Annotated in this window: 19 protein-coding genes and 2 tRNA genes; 10 read left to right on the forward strand and 11 right to left on the reverse strand. The window is 36.2% G+C overall.

Features of this window, described 5'->3' with window-relative positions; translation table 11 throughout:
* Positions 1-6: 6 nt before the first annotated feature.
* The 4 genes from mreC to rodA are packed head-to-tail and all read left to right on the forward strand — an operon-like array spanning position 7 to position 4320.
* Positions 7-867, forward strand: coding sequence for a rod shape-determining protein MreC (gene mreC, locus ACYQ0O_RS04610; protein WP_459891082.1), 861 nt, complete (start codon positions 7-9; stop codon positions 865-867).
* Complete coding sequence (locus ACYQ0O_RS04615) at positions 864-1337, forward strand: hypothetical protein (RefSeq protein ID WP_459891084.1); 474 nt, start codon at positions 864-866, stop codon at positions 1335-1337. The genes mreC and ACYQ0O_RS04615 overlap by 4 nt, the downstream gene beginning before the upstream one ends.
* Positions 1338-1387: 50 nt before the next feature.
* Positions 1388-3196 (forward strand): penicillin-binding protein 2, encoded by a 1809-nt coding sequence (gene mrdA / locus ACYQ0O_RS04620; protein ID WP_459891086.1) that lies wholly within the window; start codon positions 1388-1390, stop codon positions 3194-3196.
* 11 nt (positions 3197-3207) lie between these two features.
* Entirely contained in the window at positions 3208-4320 is a 1113-nt protein-coding gene (gene rodA / locus ACYQ0O_RS04625; RefSeq protein WP_459891088.1) for a rod shape-determining protein RodA, read from the forward strand.
* Here rodA and lpxK read toward each other — a convergent pair.
* Both lpxK and ACYQ0O_RS04635 read right to left on the reverse strand, forming a co-directional pair.
* Positions 4291-5328, reverse strand: coding sequence for a tetraacyldisaccharide 4'-kinase (gene lpxK, locus ACYQ0O_RS04630; RefSeq protein WP_459891090.1), 1038 nt, complete (start codon positions 5326-5328; stop codon positions 4291-4293). The two genes, rodA and lpxK, sit on opposite strands and share 30 nt — an antisense overlap.
* A gap of 8 nt (positions 5329-5336) precedes the next feature.
* Positions 5337-6035, reverse strand: a complete 699-nt coding sequence (locus ACYQ0O_RS04635) for a Bax inhibitor-1/YccA family protein (RefSeq protein ID WP_459891092.1) — start codon at positions 6033-6035, stop codon at positions 5337-5339.
* Positions 6036-6142: 107 nt separating this feature from the next.
* Between ACYQ0O_RS04635 and ACYQ0O_RS04640 the strand changes: the two genes are divergently transcribed.
* Positions 6143-6949, forward strand: coding sequence for a tetratricopeptide repeat protein (locus tag ACYQ0O_RS04640; protein ID WP_459891094.1), 807 nt, complete (start codon positions 6143-6145; stop codon positions 6947-6949).
* Here ACYQ0O_RS04640 and ACYQ0O_RS04645 read toward each other — a convergent pair.
* The gene (locus ACYQ0O_RS04645; RefSeq protein WP_459891096.1) at positions 6944-8440 is read right to left on the reverse strand and encodes an amidase; all 1497 of its coding nucleotides are present in this window, start codon (positions 8438-8440) and stop codon (positions 6944-6946) included. The genes ACYQ0O_RS04640 and ACYQ0O_RS04645 overlap by 6 nt on opposite strands.
* 195 nt (positions 8441-8635) lie before the next feature.
* On the opposite strand from ACYQ0O_RS04645, the gene ACYQ0O_RS04650 reads away from it, so the two are divergent.
* Positions 8636-8707, forward strand: a tRNA-Thr gene (locus ACYQ0O_RS04650).
* A 6-nt stretch (positions 8708-8713) separates the two neighbouring features.
* Here ACYQ0O_RS04650 and amrA read toward each other — a convergent pair.
* Together amrA and ACYQ0O_RS04660 are read right to left on the reverse strand one after the other, a co-directional pair.
* Entirely contained in the window at positions 8714-9295 is a 582-nt protein-coding gene (amrA, locus tag ACYQ0O_RS04655) for an AmmeMemoRadiSam system protein A (protein ID WP_459891097.1), read from the reverse strand.
* Positions 9295-9888, reverse strand: coding sequence for an alpha/beta fold hydrolase (locus ACYQ0O_RS04660; protein WP_075068570.1), 594 nt, complete (start codon positions 9886-9888; stop codon positions 9295-9297). The genes amrA and ACYQ0O_RS04660 overlap by 1 nt, the downstream gene beginning before the upstream one ends.
* 168 nt (positions 9889-10056) lie before the next feature.
* On the opposite strand from ACYQ0O_RS04660, the gene ACYQ0O_RS04665 reads away from it, so the two are divergent.
* Both ACYQ0O_RS04665 and ACYQ0O_RS04670 read left to right on the forward strand, forming a co-directional pair.
* A complete protein-coding gene (locus ACYQ0O_RS04665) occupies positions 10057-10491 on the forward strand; it encodes a universal stress protein (RefSeq protein ID WP_459891100.1) in 435 nt (144 codons plus the stop codon).
* A gap of 32 nt (positions 10492-10523) precedes the next feature.
* The gene (locus ACYQ0O_RS04670) at positions 10524-11780 is read left to right on the forward strand and encodes an amidohydrolase (RefSeq protein ID WP_459891102.1); all 1257 of its coding nucleotides are present in this window, start codon (positions 10524-10526) and stop codon (positions 11778-11780) included.
* 96 nt (positions 11781-11876) lie between these two features.
* Here the strand turns inward: ACYQ0O_RS04670 and ACYQ0O_RS04675 are convergent, their stop codons facing one another.
* From ACYQ0O_RS04675 to ACYQ0O_RS04700, 6 genes are all read right to left on the reverse strand, one after another.
* Positions 11877-14462, reverse strand: a complete 2586-nt coding sequence (locus ACYQ0O_RS04675) for a PEP/pyruvate-binding domain-containing protein (protein WP_459891104.1) — start codon at positions 14460-14462, stop codon at positions 11877-11879.
* 168 nt (positions 14463-14630) lie between these two features.
* The gene (locus ACYQ0O_RS04680; protein ID WP_459891106.1) at positions 14631-15761 is read right to left on the reverse strand and encodes a sodium ion-translocating decarboxylase subunit beta; all 1131 of its coding nucleotides are present in this window, start codon (positions 15759-15761) and stop codon (positions 14631-14633) included.
* Between the two features lie 43 nt (positions 15762-15804).
* Positions 15805-16224 carry an OadG family protein gene (locus ACYQ0O_RS04685; RefSeq protein ID WP_459891108.1) on the reverse strand — a complete coding sequence of 140 codons (420 nt, stop codon included), beginning with the start codon at positions 16222-16224 and terminating at the stop codon, positions 15805-15807.
* Positions 16221-17132, reverse strand: a complete 912-nt coding sequence (locus ACYQ0O_RS04690) for a dihydroorotate dehydrogenase (protein WP_459891109.1) — start codon at positions 17130-17132, stop codon at positions 16221-16223. The genes ACYQ0O_RS04685 and ACYQ0O_RS04690 overlap by 4 nt, the downstream gene beginning before the upstream one ends.
* Positions 17133-17153: 21 nt before the next feature.
* Entirely contained in the window at positions 17154-17972 is an 819-nt protein-coding gene (locus ACYQ0O_RS04695; RefSeq protein ID WP_459891111.1) for an iron-sulfur cluster-binding protein, read from the reverse strand.
* Positions 17969-19567 (reverse strand): DNA repair protein RecN, encoded by a 1599-nt coding sequence (locus ACYQ0O_RS04700; RefSeq protein WP_459891113.1) that lies wholly within the window; start codon positions 19565-19567, stop codon positions 17969-17971. Before ACYQ0O_RS04700 ends, ACYQ0O_RS04695 begins: the two co-directional genes overlap by 4 nt.
* A gap of 183 nt (positions 19568-19750) precedes the next feature.
* Between ACYQ0O_RS04700 and ACYQ0O_RS04705 the strand changes: the two genes are divergently transcribed.
* A tRNA-Ala gene (locus ACYQ0O_RS04705) sits at positions 19751-19823 on the forward strand.
* 324 nt (positions 19824-20147) lie between these two features.
* The gene (locus ACYQ0O_RS04710; protein ID WP_459891115.1) at positions 20148-21308 is read left to right on the forward strand and encodes an ATP-binding protein; all 1161 of its coding nucleotides are present in this window, start codon (positions 20148-20150) and stop codon (positions 21306-21308) included.
* Positions 21309-21321: the final 13 nt, after the last annotated feature.

The following is a 21321-nucleotide window of genomic DNA, read 5'->3' on the forward strand; positions in this document are numbered from 1 at the left end:
ATATTTATGAAGAATATAAAGACCTTAATGAAATGGATTGTTTTATTAGTCTTAATATATCTTGGTTTATTTACTTGGAATGTAAAGACACATAAATTAGATTGGATCTCCCATGAGATGGGCTTAAACATTGTTGGATTGGTCCTTACACCAGGAAAGTTTTTACAAAGAGAGATCAAAAATGTGTGGATGGATTACATAGATCTTCGAAGGGTGAGAGAAGAAAATAAGATATTGATAAAAAAAAATAAAGAGCTAGAGCTGGAAAATATTTCCTTAAAGATAAAGGTACGGGAATGGGATAGGATTAGAAAACTACTTAATTTTAACCCAATTAAAAATTGGGAATTTGTTGGTGCAAGGGTACTTTTATATAAAAATAATGAATCAGAATTTTTAAATTGTATTTTAATAGATTCTGGAGAAAGGCAGGGGATAGTCAAAGACCTTCCAGTAATTGTGCCAAGGGGTCTGATTGGTCGAGTCTTAAAGACATCTTTTAATTTTTCCACTGTGCTCCTCATATCTGATACTAACTCTAGAATACCAGTTATTTCAACCATTCACAGAATAAAAGGCATAGCCCAGGGTCTTGGGTCAGCAGAAGAATTGGAGGTAAAATACATTCCAATTACAGCCCCCCTGGACACCAATGAAGAGTTTGTTACGTCTGGTCTTGGGGGCATTTTCCCCAAGGGAATTCCTGTAGGTATTGTTGTGTCTATAAAAAAAGATCCCACCTCTCTCTTTAAAAAAGTACGTATAAAGCCCTGTGCACACCTATCCCAAATAGAAGAAGTACTGGTAATTAAAAAATCAAAAATGCAAATATCAGGTAAGCCACAGGAAAAAAGTTTAAAAAAATGAGAGACTTGTTGTGGTGGTGCTTAATCTCAAGCGTTGGTGTATTTTTTAGGTGTTATTTTCATGTGGATCCATATCTTGCGGCAATGGTTTTATTTTTTCAAAGACAAAACCATGTTAAGGCTATCTTTTTTGGATGTCTATGGATATTAATTCTAGAGGGATATTCAGACTTGCCCTTTGGGGCTATACTTCTATACTACCTGGGAGTGAGCTTTTTTTATTTTTGGCTAAAGGAATTTTTAAAATCTGATAGTTTTTTATTTGTGATTATTCTTTCATTTATTTTTGTTGTACTTTATCATATATCTATTGTTATAATTTCAGAGATGTCAGATATTTATATTGATATACATGTATTGTTTGCAACTGATTTGAAGAATTTGTTTTTTTTCCCTTTTTTTTGGTGGTCTTATTCATTTCTATATAATAAATATTTCTTTGAAAAAAAAGATTTTTTTGGTACTACATAAATATTATGATGTGAATATCAAGATCTATAAGGTGTGGAGCAATAGTATTAATGCCTGCTAAAAATGGAGAAAGTATCGTCTCTGGAAGGATTAAGTTAATTTACGTATGTATATTTATATTATTTTTGACCATAACCATTAGACTGTGGCACTTACAAATTTTTAAAGGGCAATATTACTATATTTTATCAAAAAAAAATAGAATTAGATTTGAGGATATCTATGTACCAAGGGGGATAATATTAGATAGAAAAGATCGTATAGTTGCACAGAATCTGCCAGCCTATGCAATAGGGATAATTAGAGAAGATTGTTATAAGGGAAAAAAATGTGAAGCCTCTATTAAAGAGGTTTCTTATAGTTTAAATAAAGACTTAGGTGAGTTACTTGAGAGATTTGATGTTGGGAAAAAAAAGGGTATAAAACCCTTTAATCCAATTATTATATTAAGAGACCTCTCATTTGAAGATATATGTAAAATTGAAGTTAGGTTGAATGAGCTTCCAGGTGTAGTAATTATTCCTTATCCCACAAGGGTTTATCCTTATGGAGAGGTAGGCGCTCATGTACTTGGCTATGTAGGGGAACCTTCTGAAGATGATCTAAAGAGATTTTCATATCTAAAACCTGGGGATATTGTGGGTAAGGCAGGTGTTGAGAGGGTATTTGAGACAGAACTTAGAGGGGTTAAGGGAAAAAAGAAATTGGAGGTTGATGCCTGGGGTAGGACTTTATCAGAAAAAATTATAGACAAAGGAAAACAGGGTCAGACCCTAAAACTTGCTTTGGATTTTAGTTTAGAAAGTTTTATTTTCAGCAAAATGAAGGATAAGGCAGGGGCCTGTGTGGTTATGGAACCAACCTCAGGGGATGTATTGGCATTGGTTAGTGTCCCCAGTTATGATAGTACCCGTCTATCCCACGGGATTTCAAAAAAAGAATGGATTAAATTAATCAAAAATAAATTACATCCACTTCAAAATAGGGCTATTTCCTCTGCATATCCTCCTGGTTCTGTTTTTAAATTGGTTATGGGAATGTTGGCCATGGAAAAGATTCCAAATATCCAGAGACACATGGAGTATTGTCCAGGATTTTACAAACTTGGGAACAGGGTGTTTAGGTGCTGGAAAAAAGAAGGACATGGATGGTTAAACTTTAAGGAGGCCTTAAAGCAATCTTGCGATGTATATTTTTATAAGCTAGGAGAATCTTTAGGAATTGATGAAATATCTCAATTTGCAAAAGGGTGTGGACTTGGGCAAAAGACCGGGATAAAATTGATTGGCGAAATATCTGGTTTTATTCCCACAAGGAAATGGAAACTCAGGAGATTCCACGCACCCTGGCAAAAAGGAGAAACTCTGAATGTCTCAATTGGTCAGGGCTTTATTTTGACAACCCCTATTCAAATAGCAAGGTTAATTAGTGCTATAGTTAATGGAGGAAAGCTTATAAGGCCAAGGATCACCATGGGTGAGCCAATAATTATCTCTGGAAAATTGCCTGTTAGAAAAAGAAATTTGGATAGGTTAAAGAAAATAATGGTTGCCACTGTAGAGGAAAAACATGGCACAGCAAATATATTGAAGACCAAGGGAATAAGAATTGGTGCCAAGACTGGAACTGCCCAGGTGGTGTCAATTAAGTCTGAAGAGGAAAGAGAAAAAGATGTTGAGGATATACCTTATAAGAGACGGGATCACGCATGGATGGCGTCTTTTGCCAGCAAGGGCAAAAAGACTTATGTGGTAGTGTGCATAGTTGAACATGGAGGTCATGGGGCGTCTGGTGCAGGTCCAATTGTAAGAGATGTCATCAGGTATTTGTTTTCCAAAGAGTATGAACACAGAAATTAATGGAGCAGTCTATGATTGCAATAGATAGGAGATTTTTTTCTCACTTTAATTGGACTTTAGTGGCTATTATTTTTTTACTCTTCTCAATAGGGGTAATAAACCTATATTCTGCAAGTACCCTAAAGGTAGAGTCTGGAGTAAAATTAATACCCTATTTTAAGAAGCAGCTTGCCTGGGGAGGAATTGGGTGTATAGGATTTATACTTTTTTTGACCTTTGACTATAGAAAATTTAAACAAGTGGTGTTGCCTTTATATGGAGTGTCCGTAATTTTACTGGTCCTGGTTTTGATTATTGGTAAAACAAATTATGGGGCAACCCGGTGGCTGGACCTTGGATTTTTTAATTTTCAACCAACTGAGTTGGTGAAACTAAGTTGTATATTGTGGACTGCAAACTATCTCTCAGAACATGTTGGACCATTGGACCTTAAAGACTGTATAAAGATTGGTTTTGTCATGGGAATACCTGTGTTACTCATTGTAAAACAGCCAGATCTGGGTTCAGGGATAAATATATTGCTTTTAGTAGGTGGGATGATGTTGTTTTATGGCATAAAGAAGAGGATTTTGATATCCATTTTAATAATTGTGCCCTTGCTTGCTCCATTTGTCTGGAATCACATGCATGATTACCAGAAAGATAGGATAAGGGTGCTTTTTAATCCTGACAAATATAAAAATAGTAAGGCATATAATATTAGACAATCTAAAATCGCTGTTGGTTCTGGTGGGTTCTGGGGCAAGGGTTTTTTGGAAGGCACCCAGAGTAAGCTCAGATTTTTGCCAGAAAAACACACAGACTTTGTATTTGCTGTATATGCAGAGGAGTGGGGGTTTGTAGGGTGTGTGGGGCTCCTCATATTATGTTGTTTGTTTTTATATCAACTATCCAGGGTTATTGAGCAAGCCAAGGATAGCTTTGGGGCATATATTGTAGTTGGTATATTTTTCTATTTTTTCTGGCAATTTTTTATTAATATGGGCATGGTATTGGGAATATTGCCAGTTGTGGGGATTCCCCTTCCTTTTTTGAGTTATGGAGGATCCTCCCTTATAATCAATTTTTCTCTCCTTGGGTTGGTCTCCAATGTTTCAATGAGAAGATTTGTATTTAAAGAATGATTCTGTTACTGTTTCTTCAAAACTCTTTTCAGTATATGGTCCAGGATAGATTTCAGTCTTTAATTTCAATGCATAAATTTCTCTATCTGAAAATTTTGTCAATTTAACTGCGTCTTTTTGTGTGGTTATTAAGCTGGATTTATACTTTTTTGCCAATGTTTTAAGAAAAAAAATGTCTTTTTTTGTATATTTGTAGTGGTCTGGGTATTTGATAAATTTAATTGGAGGAAATCCAATATAGTCATTGGCACTTTTGTACACCTTGTCAGGATTGCCTATACCAGCAAATAAAATATATCTTGTGGGGATCTCCTTTTTATTGTTTTTAAAATACTCAATGTCAGTTATTGATGTTATCTTGGTTTCAAAGAAAAAAATAGGCTTTTTAAAATGTTCCAGTTTCTTTTGTGAAAACTTTATAATTTTATCTTTTTCTTGGCCTGTTATGTTCACCATTAGAATATCTGCCCTGTAAATTGAATTTGCCCTTTCTCTCCATGTTCCATAGGGGATTATTTTATTCCAATTTTTGGTTAAATCTTCTATGGAAAATAAAATAACATTCAGGTGTCTTTTTAGTTTTATATACTGAAATCCATCATCTAAGATTGCAATGTCAGGCTTAAATTTTTTCCAGGCAAAAAAAATTCCCCTCTCTCTTATGGGGTCCACAATAATATTGGCAAAGGGACATAGCTTTTTTAGCATAATGGGTTCATCTCCAGTAAAACATACTGGATCAGACCCTTTTACAAGGTAGGGGTACCTGGGAGGCTTTCCCCTATATCCCCTGGTAAGCAACAGAGGATTAATTCCTTGTTTGTGAAAAAAGTTTAATAAGAATTCACACAAAGGGGTCTTTCCAGTACCACCCCAGCTTATATTCCCAATTGAGATAGTAAAAACAGGCGGGTTTATTTGTCTAATTAAATTAGATGAATACAATCTGTTTCTCACGGACATACCAAACTGGTATATCCGTGAGAAGGGCTTTAATATTTTTTTCATATAAAGGATTAGTCTCTACCACTTCCAAAAAATCTAAGCAGTAAAAGAAACAAATTTATAAAATCAAGATACAGGGTAAGTGCCCCAAGGATGGTCCCTTTTTGTAAGGTAGATTTTTTATCCAAGGGAGCATTTTGTCCCATTTGTTTTAATTTTTGGGTATCATAGGCAGTAAGACCAATAAAGACCAGGATACCTATTACACTAATTACAAATTCCATTTGGGTTGAATGGAAAAACATATTCACTACAGAGGCAATTATAACACCGATTAGTCCCATGAATAAAAAGCTTCTCCAGGAGGTCAAATCCTTAGAAGTGGTATACCCATAGATAGACATGGCCCCGAACATTCCACTACAAACAAAAAAGGTCTTCATTATAGAAGCCTTTGTGTATATTAGAAATATTGTGGATAGGGTTATTCCATTTAGGCCACTGTAGACAATGAATAGTATAGTTGCCATGCTTGCAGAAAGCCTTGATATTGCACCACTGATTGTCACAACTAATACAATCTCTCCAATTATTATCCCTATAAATAATAGCTGGTTTTGTAAAAAGATTGAAATTAAGGTGGGGCTTGATGAGATCAGATACGAAATATAAGCTGTTATCATCAATCCAATACTCATCCACAAGTACACCCCTCTTAAAAAGACATTTGTTGCTGCTTGAGTTGTGGTGTATGCCCTAAGCTCACTCATATCCATCTCCTTATTTTTTGTTTGGCTAGACAATAGAGTTTAAATTTACTATGTTTTTTTTATTTTGCGAATGTTCATTCTATAAAAGATATTTGCAGGAGAGTCAAATGGCTATTAATATATCCCCCTCATTTGAAATCAAAAATACCCTTGGACGGGGAAAGGCCTATTTAAATAAAAAAGAGATAGTAAAGGGCATTATGGCTGTGTGTGAGGGCATAAAATTATTTATAAATTCAAAAATATATGGGAAGGATAAAATTGAGATTGAATATCAGTTGGCAGAGCTTGTTCAGATAATAAGGACAATTCCCGAGATAGCCGAGTACTTGCCAGTAGATTTTGGTTATACAAAGGGGAGTGAGAGAATACTGCTCCAGGCATTAGTATCCACAATAAAGAGAATCATAAACGAAATCCAAGAGGGAAAAAAGGAAAAGTCCAGTGATAATTTGAAAACAGAAGAAAAGAGAAAGAGGCTGCTAGATCTCCTTCAGGAATATCTGATGAAAAAGAATTACATGGATGCTGCAGGTGTTATAAAAAAAATCATCTCAGAGTTTGGGGAGAGGCCTTCAGTTTTTGTGGACATGGCCAAGAGATTTTATAATGCAAAAGATTATGATAAAACCATCCAATTTTGTAAAGATGCCCTAAAAAAGGACCCCAAAAACATGGATGCATATAGACTTCTTATAAATTCTTACAGGTATTTAAAAAATTATCCTGCTGCTGAAGGATGCTATAAAAATACCCTGAAAATATTTGGGGAACATGGAAATATCTATTATAATCTGGCAAAATTATACAGAGAATGGGAAAAGATAGATAAGGCCAGGGCTTCAATAAAAAAGGCATTAGAATTAGAACCAGAAAATAGTGAATACAAAGCCCTGGGCAAGGAGCTGCTATAAGTTCTCCACCAGTGGTGGCATCTTTTTTTGCCAATTTTTGGCTCTTTCCAACTGGCCTGCAAGACTAAACAAGGTTGAGTCTTCTCCAATGGGAGCAATAAATTGTACTCCGCAGGGAATATTTTTTCTGGTCCAATATAGGGGAACAGACATTGCTGGCTGGCCAGTGAGATTTGCTATTTGAGTAAATGGCATTTCAGCGAATCTTTTTATGGAAATTTTTTTTGCCAGCTTTGGGTTTGCGAGAAATCTCAAATTGGTTTTTCTTAAAAATTCCAGGAATAATTTTTCTGCGCCATGGGCCCTGGTATGTCCTATTTTGGGTGGTAGAGTTGCAATTGTTGGGGTCATTAGTACATCATACTTTTCGTGGAATTTAGCCATTTGTCTGGATAATATATTCCATTTTATTAAGGATGCGGCATATTCTCCAGCGCTTGTCCTTTCTCCAAGGAGGTGAAGCATCCAGGTTTCCACTTCAACTTTGTATTTATCCACCCTGCCCATTATTTCTTTTAATAATCTCATTAGTGCGTTTACCTGACCAAAGTAGAGGTTAAAATAGCAGTCAGCAACCAGCTCACCATCATAGGGTATCTCTACCTCCTCTACAATGTGGCCTAAGTCCTCAAGTATCTGGGCTGATGTCTTTACCGCGTTTACACATTCATGGTGCACGGATCCACCTACAGGTGATTTTGTAAAAAAGCCTATTTTAAGTTTGCCAGGGTCTTTTTTACAGGCTTTGCTAAATGGCTCCTCTGGCTGTGGTAGCCAATACATGGCCCCCTTATCTGGTCCAGAGATAAGGTCCAGCACCTTTGCAGAATCTCTAACAGAAATAGTTAACACATGCTCTGAAACTGCTCCTTCCCACACCTGTCCAAATTCTGGTCCATGGGGGACCCTGCCCCGAGATGGTTTAAAACCAAAAATTCCACAGCAGGATGAAGGTATCCTAAGGGATCCTCCACCATCTCCACCCCCAGCAATTGGGACAATCCTTGCTGCAACTGCGGCCGCAGACCCTCCACTGGATCCACCTGTTGTGAGTTTTAGATCCCATGGATTTTTACTGGGGCCAAAGAGATCAGGCTCTGTCACTCCCATGAGACCAAATTCAGGGGTATTGGTCTTTCCCATGATTACGAATCCGCACTTTTTATATCTTATTACTACTTCACTATCAAACTTGGAGGTGTAGTCTTTTAATAGGGCAGATCCACTGGTCATTTTGGTGTCTTTTAAATGGGACAAAAGGTCTTTTAAAAGAAAGGGTACCCCATAAAAAGGGGACTCCTTTGACTGATGCTCTAAAAAAATTTTTGCCTTTTCATAGAGTGGACAAATTATTGCATTGATCTTGGGATTTATTTTTTCCGCCCTACTTATGGCTTCATCCAATACTTCCTCTGCTTTTATCTCCCCGTTTTTTATGAGCTGGGATATGGATGTTGCGTCTAAGATGGGGTACTCAGGTAAAGTTGTCATGGGGTGTATCCCTCCTTTTTATTTAACATTTCTATTCACTTATCATGGATACACCCTACTTTAGTTGGATTTGTTTTTCAACTGCAGATAAGGATTTGTTATGGGAAATAGTTTTACTTTTTTATGTTTTGGGTGACAAAATTGATAACTACCTTCTTTACATTTTGACCTAAATTTTTTAGAAAATCTTAACACGCCGGGATAGCTCAGTGGTAGAGCAGCTGATTCGTAATCAGCAGGTCGTGGGTTCAAATCCCATTCCCGGCTTGATTTTTATTCCTCTTCAAAGGCCTGTACCTCGTAAGTGTACACCTCTATATTAGGGTCCATCCACTCAGTGGGTGAGAGGCCTGCCTTCATGGATAAGTGGGTCAAAAACTCTTTTTTATCTGGTAGCTGCTTCCATACTTGAGGCAGGAAAGTGGACTGGTAAAATCCTTTTTTTAAAATAACTCCATGCTTGTTTGGTACAAGCTTATCAAGAAGGTCTTTTGGGTCGTTAAAATTTAAGGGAGTTGGGTTTGTGAGTACCGATACTTCTATCCTTATATCTGGATATTCCCTTTGGGATAGAGGGGGAAACCTTGGGTCATTGAATGCTGCATTTATTGCATTTTCTTTTACTCCTTGAATTAGGGGTAAAATTGGCTGGATATGGCCGATACATCCTCTAAGATTTCCCCTTTTGTTTAGAGTTACAAAAACTCCCCTTTTTTCTTGAAATATTTCTTTATTTAAATCTTCTTCCAAAATGGCCTGGCTGGACTTTCCAAACAATTTTTCTTCTATGGCTTTTCGTGCCACTTTTATAAGTATCATGCCTTCCTGGTCTGTCAATTTTTTTATCTTGCCCATTAAAATACCTCCGAAAGAAAATTAATTATTTCCCTATGAAATGTATGGGGATCTTTTAAATAACATGGATGAGGGCCGTCTTTTATTACCACTAGTCTGGAATTGGGAATATTTTGTTTTAAGAAGTGGGCGTATTTTATTGGTGCCAGGTCGTCCTTTTCTCCCCAAATAATCAATGTGGGTACTGTAAGTTCTTTTAAACGATGGGCATTTTCCTCAACTCCAACAGTACCAACAAGTATTAGACCTTTGGGTATGTCTTTGTATTTAAAATAAAAATTGAGGGTTATTCTACCACCCATAGAAGGTCCTAGTACAACTGGCGATTCAATACCTTCTTGTTTTATGACATTATATAATACATCTATTTGTTCCATTATACAGTAGGGTGAGTTCCCAAATCCAGGCATATCAACTGCCATCACCCTGTAACCTGCAGTGGCAAGGGTTTCAATGGTACCTAACTCCTTCCATGTCTGGGCCTTAAACTTGGCTCCATGGAGAAGCACTATGGATTTATCAGAATCTGGGTTGGCAGAGAGTGTGTGGATTCTGCATTCCTCTATTTCTAAGTATTTTTGTGAGATATCCATAAAAATCCTCCTTTTTATTGGGATATGATTTCCTTTACTTCCCTAAAATAGTTCTGTATAAATTCTCCCAGTGTGAATTAATTATAATTTTATTCACCTGGTTAGTCAAAGTGTAATAAAGACAATTTGTAAAAAACATTTTGTATTCAAAAAAGGTGAGGTGAGATTATGGCAAAGCTAGAGAAAATTTTGTGTGCAATTGACTTTGGTCCTTTAACTCCTAAAGTCTTAGATTATGTGAAGACCTTAACCAGTTGTTTAAATGCCAAGATACATCTTATATATGTTGTGCATTCCCTGGACGTAATTGAGCAGTTCTCGGTGCCTAAAAGCTATAGGGAAGAATATGAAAAAGAGATGATATCCAGGGCAAATGAAAAGGCCAGGGAGATAATTAAGAAAGATTTTGCAGGGAAAGATGTTGAATTTAAAATAAAATCAGGAGATCCTGCAAAAGAGATTTTAGCCTATATTAATGAAATTGGGGCGGACATGGTGGTAATTGGAGCAAAAAATAAAAAGGATATAGGGGAATTTTTATTTGGTTCAGTTGGTGAAAAGGTCATTAAACTGTCTAAGGTGCCTGTTTTTATAGTTAAATAAATATTTTTTTACTAATAAGGAGCCTTTACAAGGTGAGTATCTTAATAAAACAAGTCCTTTTAGATGGTGAAGAAAAAGACGTATACATTGAAGGAGAAGTATTTAAAAAGATAGGGAAATCCCTGGATGTTAAGGCCGATTATGTGATTTCAGGAAAGGACAGGGCAATAATCCCTTCATTTTTCAATGTGCATACCCATGCTGCAATGACCCTTCTTCGGGGGTATGCAGATGATATGGACCTTCACACCTGGCTAAGTAATTACATATGGCCATTTGAAAGGAAATTGACTCCAGAGGACGTGTATATTGGCACAAAGTTGGCTTGTCTTGAGATGATTAAAACAGGTACTACCTTTTTTTGTGATATGTATTGGCATGTTGATGCCATTGCCCAGGCAGTTGATGAGATGGGGATCAGGGCAGCTCTGTCTTCTGCATATGTTGACTTTGAAGATCCCAAGAAGGGGGAGTATTTTCAAAAGAGGAACAGGGAATTTTTTGATTCTCCCCCCAGGGTCTCATCAAGGATAAAATTTATAATGGGTCCCCATGCAATTTATACAGTGTCAAAGGAGTCTCTCAAATGGATAAGGGATTTTGCCAGGGAGAGGGATCTTTTTATAAATATCCACGTTGCTGAGACCAAAAAGGAAATGGAGGATTGCCTTAAGATAAGGGGGACTACCCCTGTTAGATATCTGGAAGACATTGGTTTTTTAAATGAGAGATGTATCCTTGCCCATGTTATTTGGGTGGATGATCAGGAAATTGAAATTTTGAAAAATAGGAATGTAAAGATAGCCCATGTTCCAGCATCAAATATGAAGCTTACGTCAGGGTCTTTTAGGTTTGATGACATAATAGGTAAGGGTGTGATGGTTGGAATGGGTACAGATGGTTGTGCATCTAATAATAATCTGGATATGCTAGAAGAGATGAAAATAGCAGCCTTAAGGGCGAAGATGGCCTCAAATAACCCCTCGTCAGGTAACAGTGAAGATATATTTAGATGTGCAACTATAAATGGAGCCAGGATTTTTGGAATAGATGCAGGAGAGATACTTGAGGGTAAATTGGCTGACTGCGTTTTAATAGATTTAAATCATCCGCAAATGGTGCCATGTCATAACCTGGTTTCCAATTTGGTGTATTCTTCAAATGGAGATGTTGTCACCACCACTATTTGTAATGGAAGAATCTTAATGGAAAATAGATACGTAAAAGGGGAAGAGGAAATTATAAAAAAAACAAAAAAACAGGTAAAATCCATTCTTGATAGGTTATAATTGAAATTAATTTTCATGTTATTTCCAAGGAGAATAATGTAACAGTTATTTACAACTAGTATTTTTTATACAATTTATCACTTTAATAAATTTAGGTTAAGCTTCTCCCTGTGCTATCATATCATAAAATTCTTTTTTATATTGCTTCAGAGACATTGTATCGTTTAGGGCAATGTCAAGTAACCTTGTAAGTCCCAATAGTACTCCAACCTTGAATAGAGAATCTTTACAGGTTTTTTTATCTTCTCCCTTTAGTCTGGCCTTTAAAAAATCTCCTTTTGTTATTGTCTTAAATCCTATTTCTTTTAATATAGTATTTATGAGCTTTATTCTAAGCTCACGCCTCCGTCTATCAGCAGCTCCACCTTTAAAAGAAAAAGAAACATGATTTAAATAGGGATCATGTGAGATATATGAATCTAAAGTTACATAGTGATAACCAAGACAAAGACTTAGATTAAGATATTCATGGGTAACTACTGCAAAACTCCTTGTGTCATATTGGATTTGCTCCAGAGAAGGGGTTCGTATAATAGCTGCCATAAAGCCGGATACATGGCTCTTTCTTGATGCTGGTCCGTTCCAATAAGTTTTTGGGACAACCATCCCTTTCCATAGGGCCTTAAAAGGAACACAATTAATAACTTCAGGTTCAATAATACTGGAACCAGGTTCTATTTGTTTAGAGTCATCAACTGAAACTACAGATTCAAAGAGATCAAGTACGTATAAATTAAATGGAAGATCAGTTTTTACCCTATATATGTTCTTTACATTTTCCAATCCAGTATGTTCTCTTAATTGGAACATTTCATTTAAAGCCGCCTCATGGCAAAAGCGAATTATGTCGTGCCATGTGCGGCATCCACCTGGTTTAAATTCCTGTGTCCTGGGATCTGTTAGATACAAAGGGAAAATAAATTTTGATATTTTTTTTAATATGTTATAGGACTCAGTTTCTCTAATATTTATCTCCACAGGTAGTACGTCTGTTTCCATTGCATCAAATAGCTCTTCAACTATGCCTTCATATATTATGCCTTTTGATGCATCTACTGTTATTTCTTGTCCGTCCCTTAGTATAGAACAAATATTTTCTACCCGTACCACACAGGGTATTTTAAATTCCCTCACAACAGAGGACATATGATCAGTTAAATTACCTTTTTCCACAACAATGGCAGATGCCTTTGGAAATGCCCCCACATATTGAGGAGAAGAATTTTTTAAAACCAGGACCCCTCCCTGGGGGAAATTAAAAAGGTCGTGGATGTCTTTTGGTTTAAATACTGGACCTGCTCCTATTCCCGTAGCCACAGGCTGACCCTTATCTGAGATTATGGGGGCACTCACTAGCCTATGTTGAACTGTATGTTTCTGAGTTAAATGAAGTGGCCTGGTTTGAAGGATGAATAATTTGCCATTTTTATCAAATGCCCATTCAATGTCCTGGGGTTGTTTAAAATGTTTCTCTATTAAAAGTGCTGCATTTGCCAATTCATTTAGTTGTTTTTCATTTAAACATGGTCTATTTATTAATGTTTGAGGAACTGCTTCCTGTTTAAGTCCACCGTGTGGAAGGAGCTTTAGCATTATATCTTTAGACACAATTTCCTGACGACATATAGGGAAATCTGGGACCCTTTTTAATATATAGGTATCAGCAGAGACAGTGCCCTCTACCAATAATTGTCCAAGTCCCCATACAGCAGAAATCACCATCTCGTCCCTTTCTGTATGCACTGGATCAATAGTGTAAATTACCCCTGAACAAAGGGCATCTACCATTAGCAAAAAACCCACGCTCATATTTACGTCCTCTGAGCGTATATTTTTTATCCTCTGATACATTATACTACGACTATTGTATTTACTGGATACCACTTCCTTGTACTTATCAAGTAACTCATTGGAGGGGACATTTAATATGCTGGAAAATTGACCTGCAAAGGAGTATTCCAGATCTTCTCCTATGGCACTACTTCTAACCGCCCATCTAATAGGCCCTTTATATTTGTTTTCCAATTTTTTACTTTCATCCATAATTGCCTGTGCAATATCTGATGGTACTTCAGCATTTTTGATGAGTTGTTTGATTTTTTCTTCTGCCTTAAGCAATAGACGGGAATTAGATATCTCTACTTGAGACAAAATATCTGCTATTTTTTCCGATAAATTGTTGTATTCCAAAAAATGTGTATAGGCACAAGCCGTTAATCCAAATCCATCAGGTGTATTAAGGCCACATTTATTTGCCACTTCACCTAAATTGGCCATTTTACTACCAACTTTATCAATGAATTTTATGGAAATATCCTTTAAAGGGATCAATATTGGTGTATAAAGGGATTCCTCTGTTCCATTTGTAATATTTAGCACTTTTCGTTCAAGCTTTTCAAATATATCCAATAGATCAGATTCATCTTTTTGGGATATTTTTGACAAATCAAATATTATATTTTTAATAGACCGGGATAGATTACGAATCATGCTTTTTAAGTATGGAATACTAATAAGTTGTTTATTGTAGTATTTGTTTTCAAGCTCTGTCATTAGTTGAAGGGCATGTTCATTTTCTGATAAAAGGTCTAAAAATGCCCTGTATTGAATTTTTAAATTGTCTTTAATTGTGTCTCCAGATCCACCAAATTTTTCTTGTATTTTTTTCCAAAAACGAATCATATTTCATTCCCTTAAAATTACTAGAATAGAATTTTACAATTATATTATTACCTTAAATTTACAGTTCACGATTCACGGTTCACGATTTAACTAGGGGCACTACCATCCCAGACTAGACTCATCAAAGCTTGAGATATCGGAGTTAAGGAATTAAGCAAATATCTATTTTTAAGGTGCAACCATAAAGTGCCAGAGGACTCCTGCAGCTATTGCAGATCCAATTACTCCTGCAACATTGGGGGCCATAGCGTGCATAAGCAAAAAATTGGTCTTGTCTTCTTCCCTTGCAACCATTTGTACTACCCTGGCAGAGTCAGGGACTGCTGACACACCTGCTGCCCCCACAAGTGGATTTATCTTTTCTTTTAAAAACAGATTTAGAAATTTTGCAAACAACACCCCTGATGCGGTTGCAACTGAAAATGCAAGTGCCCCTAACATAAAAATATATATGGATTTGGGGGTTAAGAAGTAGTCTGCCTGGGTGCTGGCGCCAACTGTAAAGCCCAAGATTATGGTAACGGTGTCAATTAATGCAGTCCTGGCGGTTTGGGCAAGCCTCTCTGTTACCCCTGCTTCTTTTAGTAAATTCCCCAAAAATAGCATACTAAATAGGGGAAGGGAAGCTGGTGCCAGGAATGTTGTTAGTAAAAATCCCACTATTGGGAATATGGTCTTTTCTTTTTTTGAGACCTCCCGTGGCTCCTCCATCCTTATAAGTCTTTCTTTTTTGGTGGTCAAAAGTTTCATAATTGGCGGCTGGATAACAGGGACTAGAGCCATGTAAGAATATGCAGCAATGGATATTGGACCCAGGAGGTGTGGTGCGAGCTTTGCTGTTAAGAATATGGAAGTTGGTCCATCTGCACCACCAATAATACCAATTGAAGCTGCCTCCTGGGGTGTAAAGCCGATATATAGGGCACCTAGAAAGGTTAAGAATATTCCCATCTGAGCAGCTGCTCCAAGTAGCATTAAAAGGGGCCTTGCCAGCATAGTGGAAAAATCTGTCATTGCTCCAATTCCAAGGAATATAAGTGGTGGATAAATACCCTTTACTACGCCAAAGTAGAGGTAGTTTAATACACTTCCCTTTTCATAAACAGATATGTTTACCCCTGCTATATGTGGGACATTTCCAACAAGGATTCCAAATCCAATTGGCACCAATAAAAGAGGCTCATAGTGTTTGGCTATGCCAAGGTAGATAAGGACCATTCCCACAAATATCATTAGGATATATTTGATATTGATTAACGCAAAACCTGTTGTAGCTAAGTACTCCAGTATATGGTGCATAAAACCCCCGCTAAAAATTGATTTCCAAGATTAAAAACAAGGTTTATTTATCAATCCAATAATACCTGTCACTGTCTATTTGTACTATGATTTCTGTCTCTATCAGGACTTTTATACTGTCCTTAGAGATATCCAGCCCCCTTTTTTTTGCAAGCTCTAATACCCTGCGGAGGCTAAATTCTTCTCCAACAAATTTAGATAGGGTATAGAGTTGTTTTGCCTGCTCAATTATTAAAGGCGGGTTGTTTTTTATCTGGTCAAAACCAGGGAAGGGTGTCTTCTTTTTAAAAAAAAATATGTTAGTAAATAATCCTGACCTATTGTCCCATATTAAAATTATCTTATGTAATTCTGAGAGAATTACATAAAGCCCGAATAGACCTAAAAACACCGTTAACATCCCAACTAAGGTAATTGAAAAACCATTTGCAGAAATAATGGCGTCCATTCCTTGTATGGTCATATGATCAATTTCCCCCTGAACTCTTCTAGGCTGTTAATGTTTAATCTCTCTCCCATATTGATTAGTTCATCCACGATTTCAAAACTAAGTGCTGGGTTGGTGAAGTTCGCTGAACCAATCTGTACTGCATGGGCACCAACCAGTATGAATTCAAATACATCTTCTACTGTGGATATCCCTCCAATACCAATTACTGGAATATCTACTGTCTGTGATACTTCATAGACCATCCTCAGTGCTATGGGCTTTATTGCAGGTCCAGATAGTCCCCCAATAACATTTGTAAGTTTAGGTCGTCTTTTATATATATCCACTGCCATGCCTGGGATGGTGTTAATTAGAGATATACAGTCTGCTCCTGCACTTTCCACTGCCTTTGCTATTTTTTTTATATCTGAGACATTGGGGCTGAGTTTTACTATCACCACCTTTGAGCCTGCGAATTTTTTAACTGTTTCGCATACCTTTGCAGAACTTTTTTCATCCTGCCCAAATTGCATTCCCCCTTGTTTTACATTGGGACAGGAGATGTTTACCTCCAGTGCTGCTATTTCTTTTCTCTGGGACACAATCTTGGTTAACTCCTCAAACTCCTTAATATCTTCACCATATAAATTTACGATTATTGGCGTTTCCCTCCAGGGCAAAAGGGGCAATTTTTTGTCTAAGAATGCATGTATCCCAATATTTTCAAGACCTATTGAATTTAGCATCCCACATGGTGTCTCTGCTATTCTATCCCCTATGTTTCCCTGCCTGGGATTTATTGATAGGCCTTTTACAACTATACCACCAAGTTTTTTAAGGTCTCCAAAGCTCTCATATTCAATCCCATAACCAAATGTACCAGATGCAGTGAGTATTGGATTTTTTAATACAAGATTTCCAATCGTTACAGAAAAGTCCATATAATTACCCCGCTTTTTTAGCTAACATGTGCTGTGTTCACAGAAATTTGTAAGTTCTTCGCAATAAAATACAGGACCATGGGTACATACCTGAAAGTTTTTGTCACCAGGACCTGGTATTGAACACCCAAGACACACACCAATCCCACAGGCCATGGGTCTTTCTAAGGAAATCTGTAGCTGTGTCTTTTTTGTGGAACAAACAGTATGCACCATATTCAGAAACGGAAGAGGACCACAGGCAAAGATCTGTCCCTCAGATGAATACCCTTCTATCTTTATCTGAATGGCTTTTTTTAGTCGCATAAGGTCCCTTTGGTTCTTGTCCCTTATTGTCCAGATTAGTATTTTTTTTGAGATATTTTTTAGAGGATAGCAGGATATATCTTTCCTGTGGCCAAATATAATTTCAATGTTTTCGGGTTTTGGATGTTTTTTTATAAGTCCAAGGAAAGGAGCAATCCCCATACCTCCCGCAAGAATGAGTATTGGCAGGGACTTATCTATTTTAAATCCATTGCCCAACGGACCCCATACCTTTACCTTGTCACCTGGCCTTAGCTGACTGAGTTTTTTGGTCCCTTTGCCCACAACCTGAAAAAATATCTCCAATTTTTCATCATCCATATCAGATATTGAAAAGGGCCGGGGCAAGTATGGATCATATCCCCATGAGTGGGGCCTTAACATGACAAATTGTCCTGTTTTGTAATTCCATTTAGGGGAAGAAAGCCTTAATATAAAAAATTCTTCCCCTCCTACTGGGGCTACTTCTAATACCTTTAAGTCAAGACAAGTTATTTGATCTCGGTTTGATGGGTTTTTATGCATTTTTTTCATCTCTTTTCCTTTAAAAGTTGGGAGGCCAGGGCGTCACCTTGTCTGCCTCCTCCTGCCATTCTAGAAATTTCTTCAAAGATTTCACTCTCCTTTAATGAGCTACACCTACTAATTGTCTCTGACCCTTTGATTTCCTTTTGGATCCTAAAATGTCTGTTGGCCATACATGCAATTTGTGGCCAATGTGTTACCACTATCACCTGGTGTTTTTCAGATAATTCCCGCAGTTTAATTGCCACCTTATTTAGTGTTAAACCTCCAATACCAGTATCAATTTCATCAAAAATAAGGGTTGGTAGCTCATCTCCCACAGTGGTGATAATTGCCAAAAAGAGTCTCGACAATTCCCCTCCAGAAACAGTTTGCTCAATGGGTTGTATACTGTGCCCTGGATTTGGACTCCAGAGCAGTCTTGCCCTTTTTTCTTCTACACATCCAAAGAGTTTTAAAGGATAAAATTCAAATTTAATTTCAATGTCCTTATAAAATCCCAGCTCAGTGAGCTCTTTTTTTAACCTTTTTTCAAGTTTTTTTGCCTCATTAATCCTTTCATTGTTCACACGATATACCACATCTGATAGTTGGGATAAATAGCTTTTTCTAATTTTTTCCAATTTTTTTATCTCAATTACCAACTCATCCCTTTTAGAAACCTGTTCTTCAAGTGTTTGTTTTAACTTAAGTATATCGTCTAAGGACCTGTTTAACTTTCTTTTTAATTGTTCTATTTCAAATAATCTTGCCTCAATTTGTTCCAACTCTGCCATCTTATCCAGGTGGATAGGATATGATTTGAGCTTTGCTTCTAAGTCCCTTATAGCATCTATGGACTGTTCAAGGGGATCTGAGTATTCTTGAAATTGTTTGTCTAAAATTGATATGTCCCCTATAAGGGAAGCTAAGGTGATCAATTGATCTAACAGAGATGAATTCTCTGAGTCAATTGTCTGTATTGCTTGTTCTATTTTTTCCCCTAACTTTGCACTGTTTTTTAACTCTTCTCTCCTTTTTAATAGAATTTTATCCTCTCCAGGTGTGGGAGATATTCTATTTATTTCCTCTAGCTGGTATATTAAGAATTCCTTTTTTGCTTCTATCTCTGATATTTCCCTTTTAATTTCAGAGAGTTCTTCCTGGATCCTGGAAATTATTTTTACCAAGTGTTCCTTTTTCTGTAATAAACCTAAGGGCAGATATTCATCTAACAGCCTTGTATGGTATTCATGCCTTAGCAATTTGTGTTGTTCGTGCTGACTGGTATATATTATGAGTTTATCCCTGATCTCAAGTACCTTATTTCTTGAGCTGAGTTTGTCATTTATGTAAATCCTGCTCCTTCCCGATTCCTCTAAGATCTCCCTCCTTATTATTATCTCATCTTCCCCATTTCTAAAAATGGCCTCTACATATGCCCTATCTCTTCCAGACCTTACCATTTTCCACGGTAAATTTTCTCCAAGCAAAAAGTCCAGGGATTTTAAGATAATGGATTTTCCAGCACCACTTTCCCCTGTAATTACATTGAGACCATTTGAAAATTCCAATTCTGCATCTTCAATAATTGCCAGGTTTTTTATTCTCAATAATTCTAACATATTTTATTAATTACTTTTAAAATACCAGAGTTTCGATTTATGGAAGTTATATACTTTTTCAAAAAATAATTCAAATTGTTTATACCTGGATTTTGCCAAGTCCCCCATTATCCCTGCAATAGTTGGCTTTGTAAAAAAATATTGACACCAGGACAAAAATAAGTAAAAAATAAACCAATTCGCGGGGCCGTAGCTCAGTTGGGAGAGCGCTTGAATGGCATTCAAGAGGTCAGGGGTTCAATTCCCCTCGGCTCCATGGGATAAGATTGAAAAAAACAGGGGGTTACAAAAAACGTAACTCCCTGTTTTTTTGTTGTTTGAGCCAATTTTAGAATAAAAATGGAGACAAAAACGGAGAAGTTTGGAAAATACTTGCAACTCATCTCTAAGTTAGTGTAATTAGGTTAAAAGAAAAACAAAATACACAAAATCTTTCCTAACTCGAACTCTAAAGTTGTCAGTTTATATGTCTGGAACTACCCCTTCTAAAGGGGAATACAGGGGGGGTAAAACTCTATTGCAGAATTAAAGATTAAAGAAATGAATTGAAAAAATAAAATTATTTTTGTAAATTAAAGCTATGAAACTTAAAAAACTTCCAGTTGGTGAATCATCTTTTCAAAATATTATCAAAGAAAATAGGATTTATGTTGATAAGACAAACTTATTATATGAGTTAATTACTACATCAAAATTCTATTTTCTATCTCGTCCCAGAAGATTTGGTAAATCTCTTCTTGTTTCAACTCTTGAATGTATTTTTAAAGGTAAAAAGGATTTATTTAAGGACTTATGGATATATAATTCAGATTATGAATGGAGAGAATATCCTGTAATTGTACTTGATTTTAATGAAATAAATATTGAAACACCTGACAAATTGGAAAGATCAATAATAGAGAAATTATGTAACATTGGGCAAAAAGAAGAGATAGAATTAACAGCACAATTTTTAAAGTCAAAATTTCAAGAATTAGTAGAGAAATTATCAGAGAAATATAACTCACAGGTAGTATTGTTAATAGATGAATATGATAAGCCAATAATAAATCATCTTGGAAAAGGGGAAGAAGCATTAGAGATAGGAAAGAGAAATAGAGAGATATTAAAAGAGTTTTTTGGGACAATTAAAGGTAAGAATGTAATAGAGAGATTAAGGTTTGTATTGTTAACTGGTGTTAGCAAATTTTCAAAAGCAGGTGTATTTTCAGAGTTAAATAATTTATCTGATTTAACAATGAATTCAAAATATGCAGATTTACTTGGAATAACAGAAGAAGAGTTGAAAAAATATTTTAATTATTACATAGAAGAAATGTCAGAAGGATTATCAGTAGATAAGGATAAATTAATTTCAAGGATAATGGATTATTATAATGGATATAGATTCTCAGAGAAGAATTTAAAGGTGATAAATCCATATTCTTTACTATGTTTGTTTGATAATAAAAAGTTCAAAAACTACTGGTTTGAGAGTGGGACACCAACATTTTTGGTAAATTTAATAAAGAGTACAAATTTTTATTTGCCTAAAGCAGAAAATTTGCTTGTTACAGAGAGTATATTTTCAAGTTATGAGCTTGATAATTTAGATCCACTAGCATTGCTATTTCAGACAGGCTATTTAACAATAAAGGATTATGATTTTGAGACAAATGAATATGTGCTAAATTATCCCAATAAAGAGGTAAAATATTCATTCACCCTTCTCCCTTTCACTATTCAATCACCTGCTCCATAACCCAATCAATAAG

The organism is Desulfothermus okinawensis JCM 13304 (assembly GCF_054654515.1).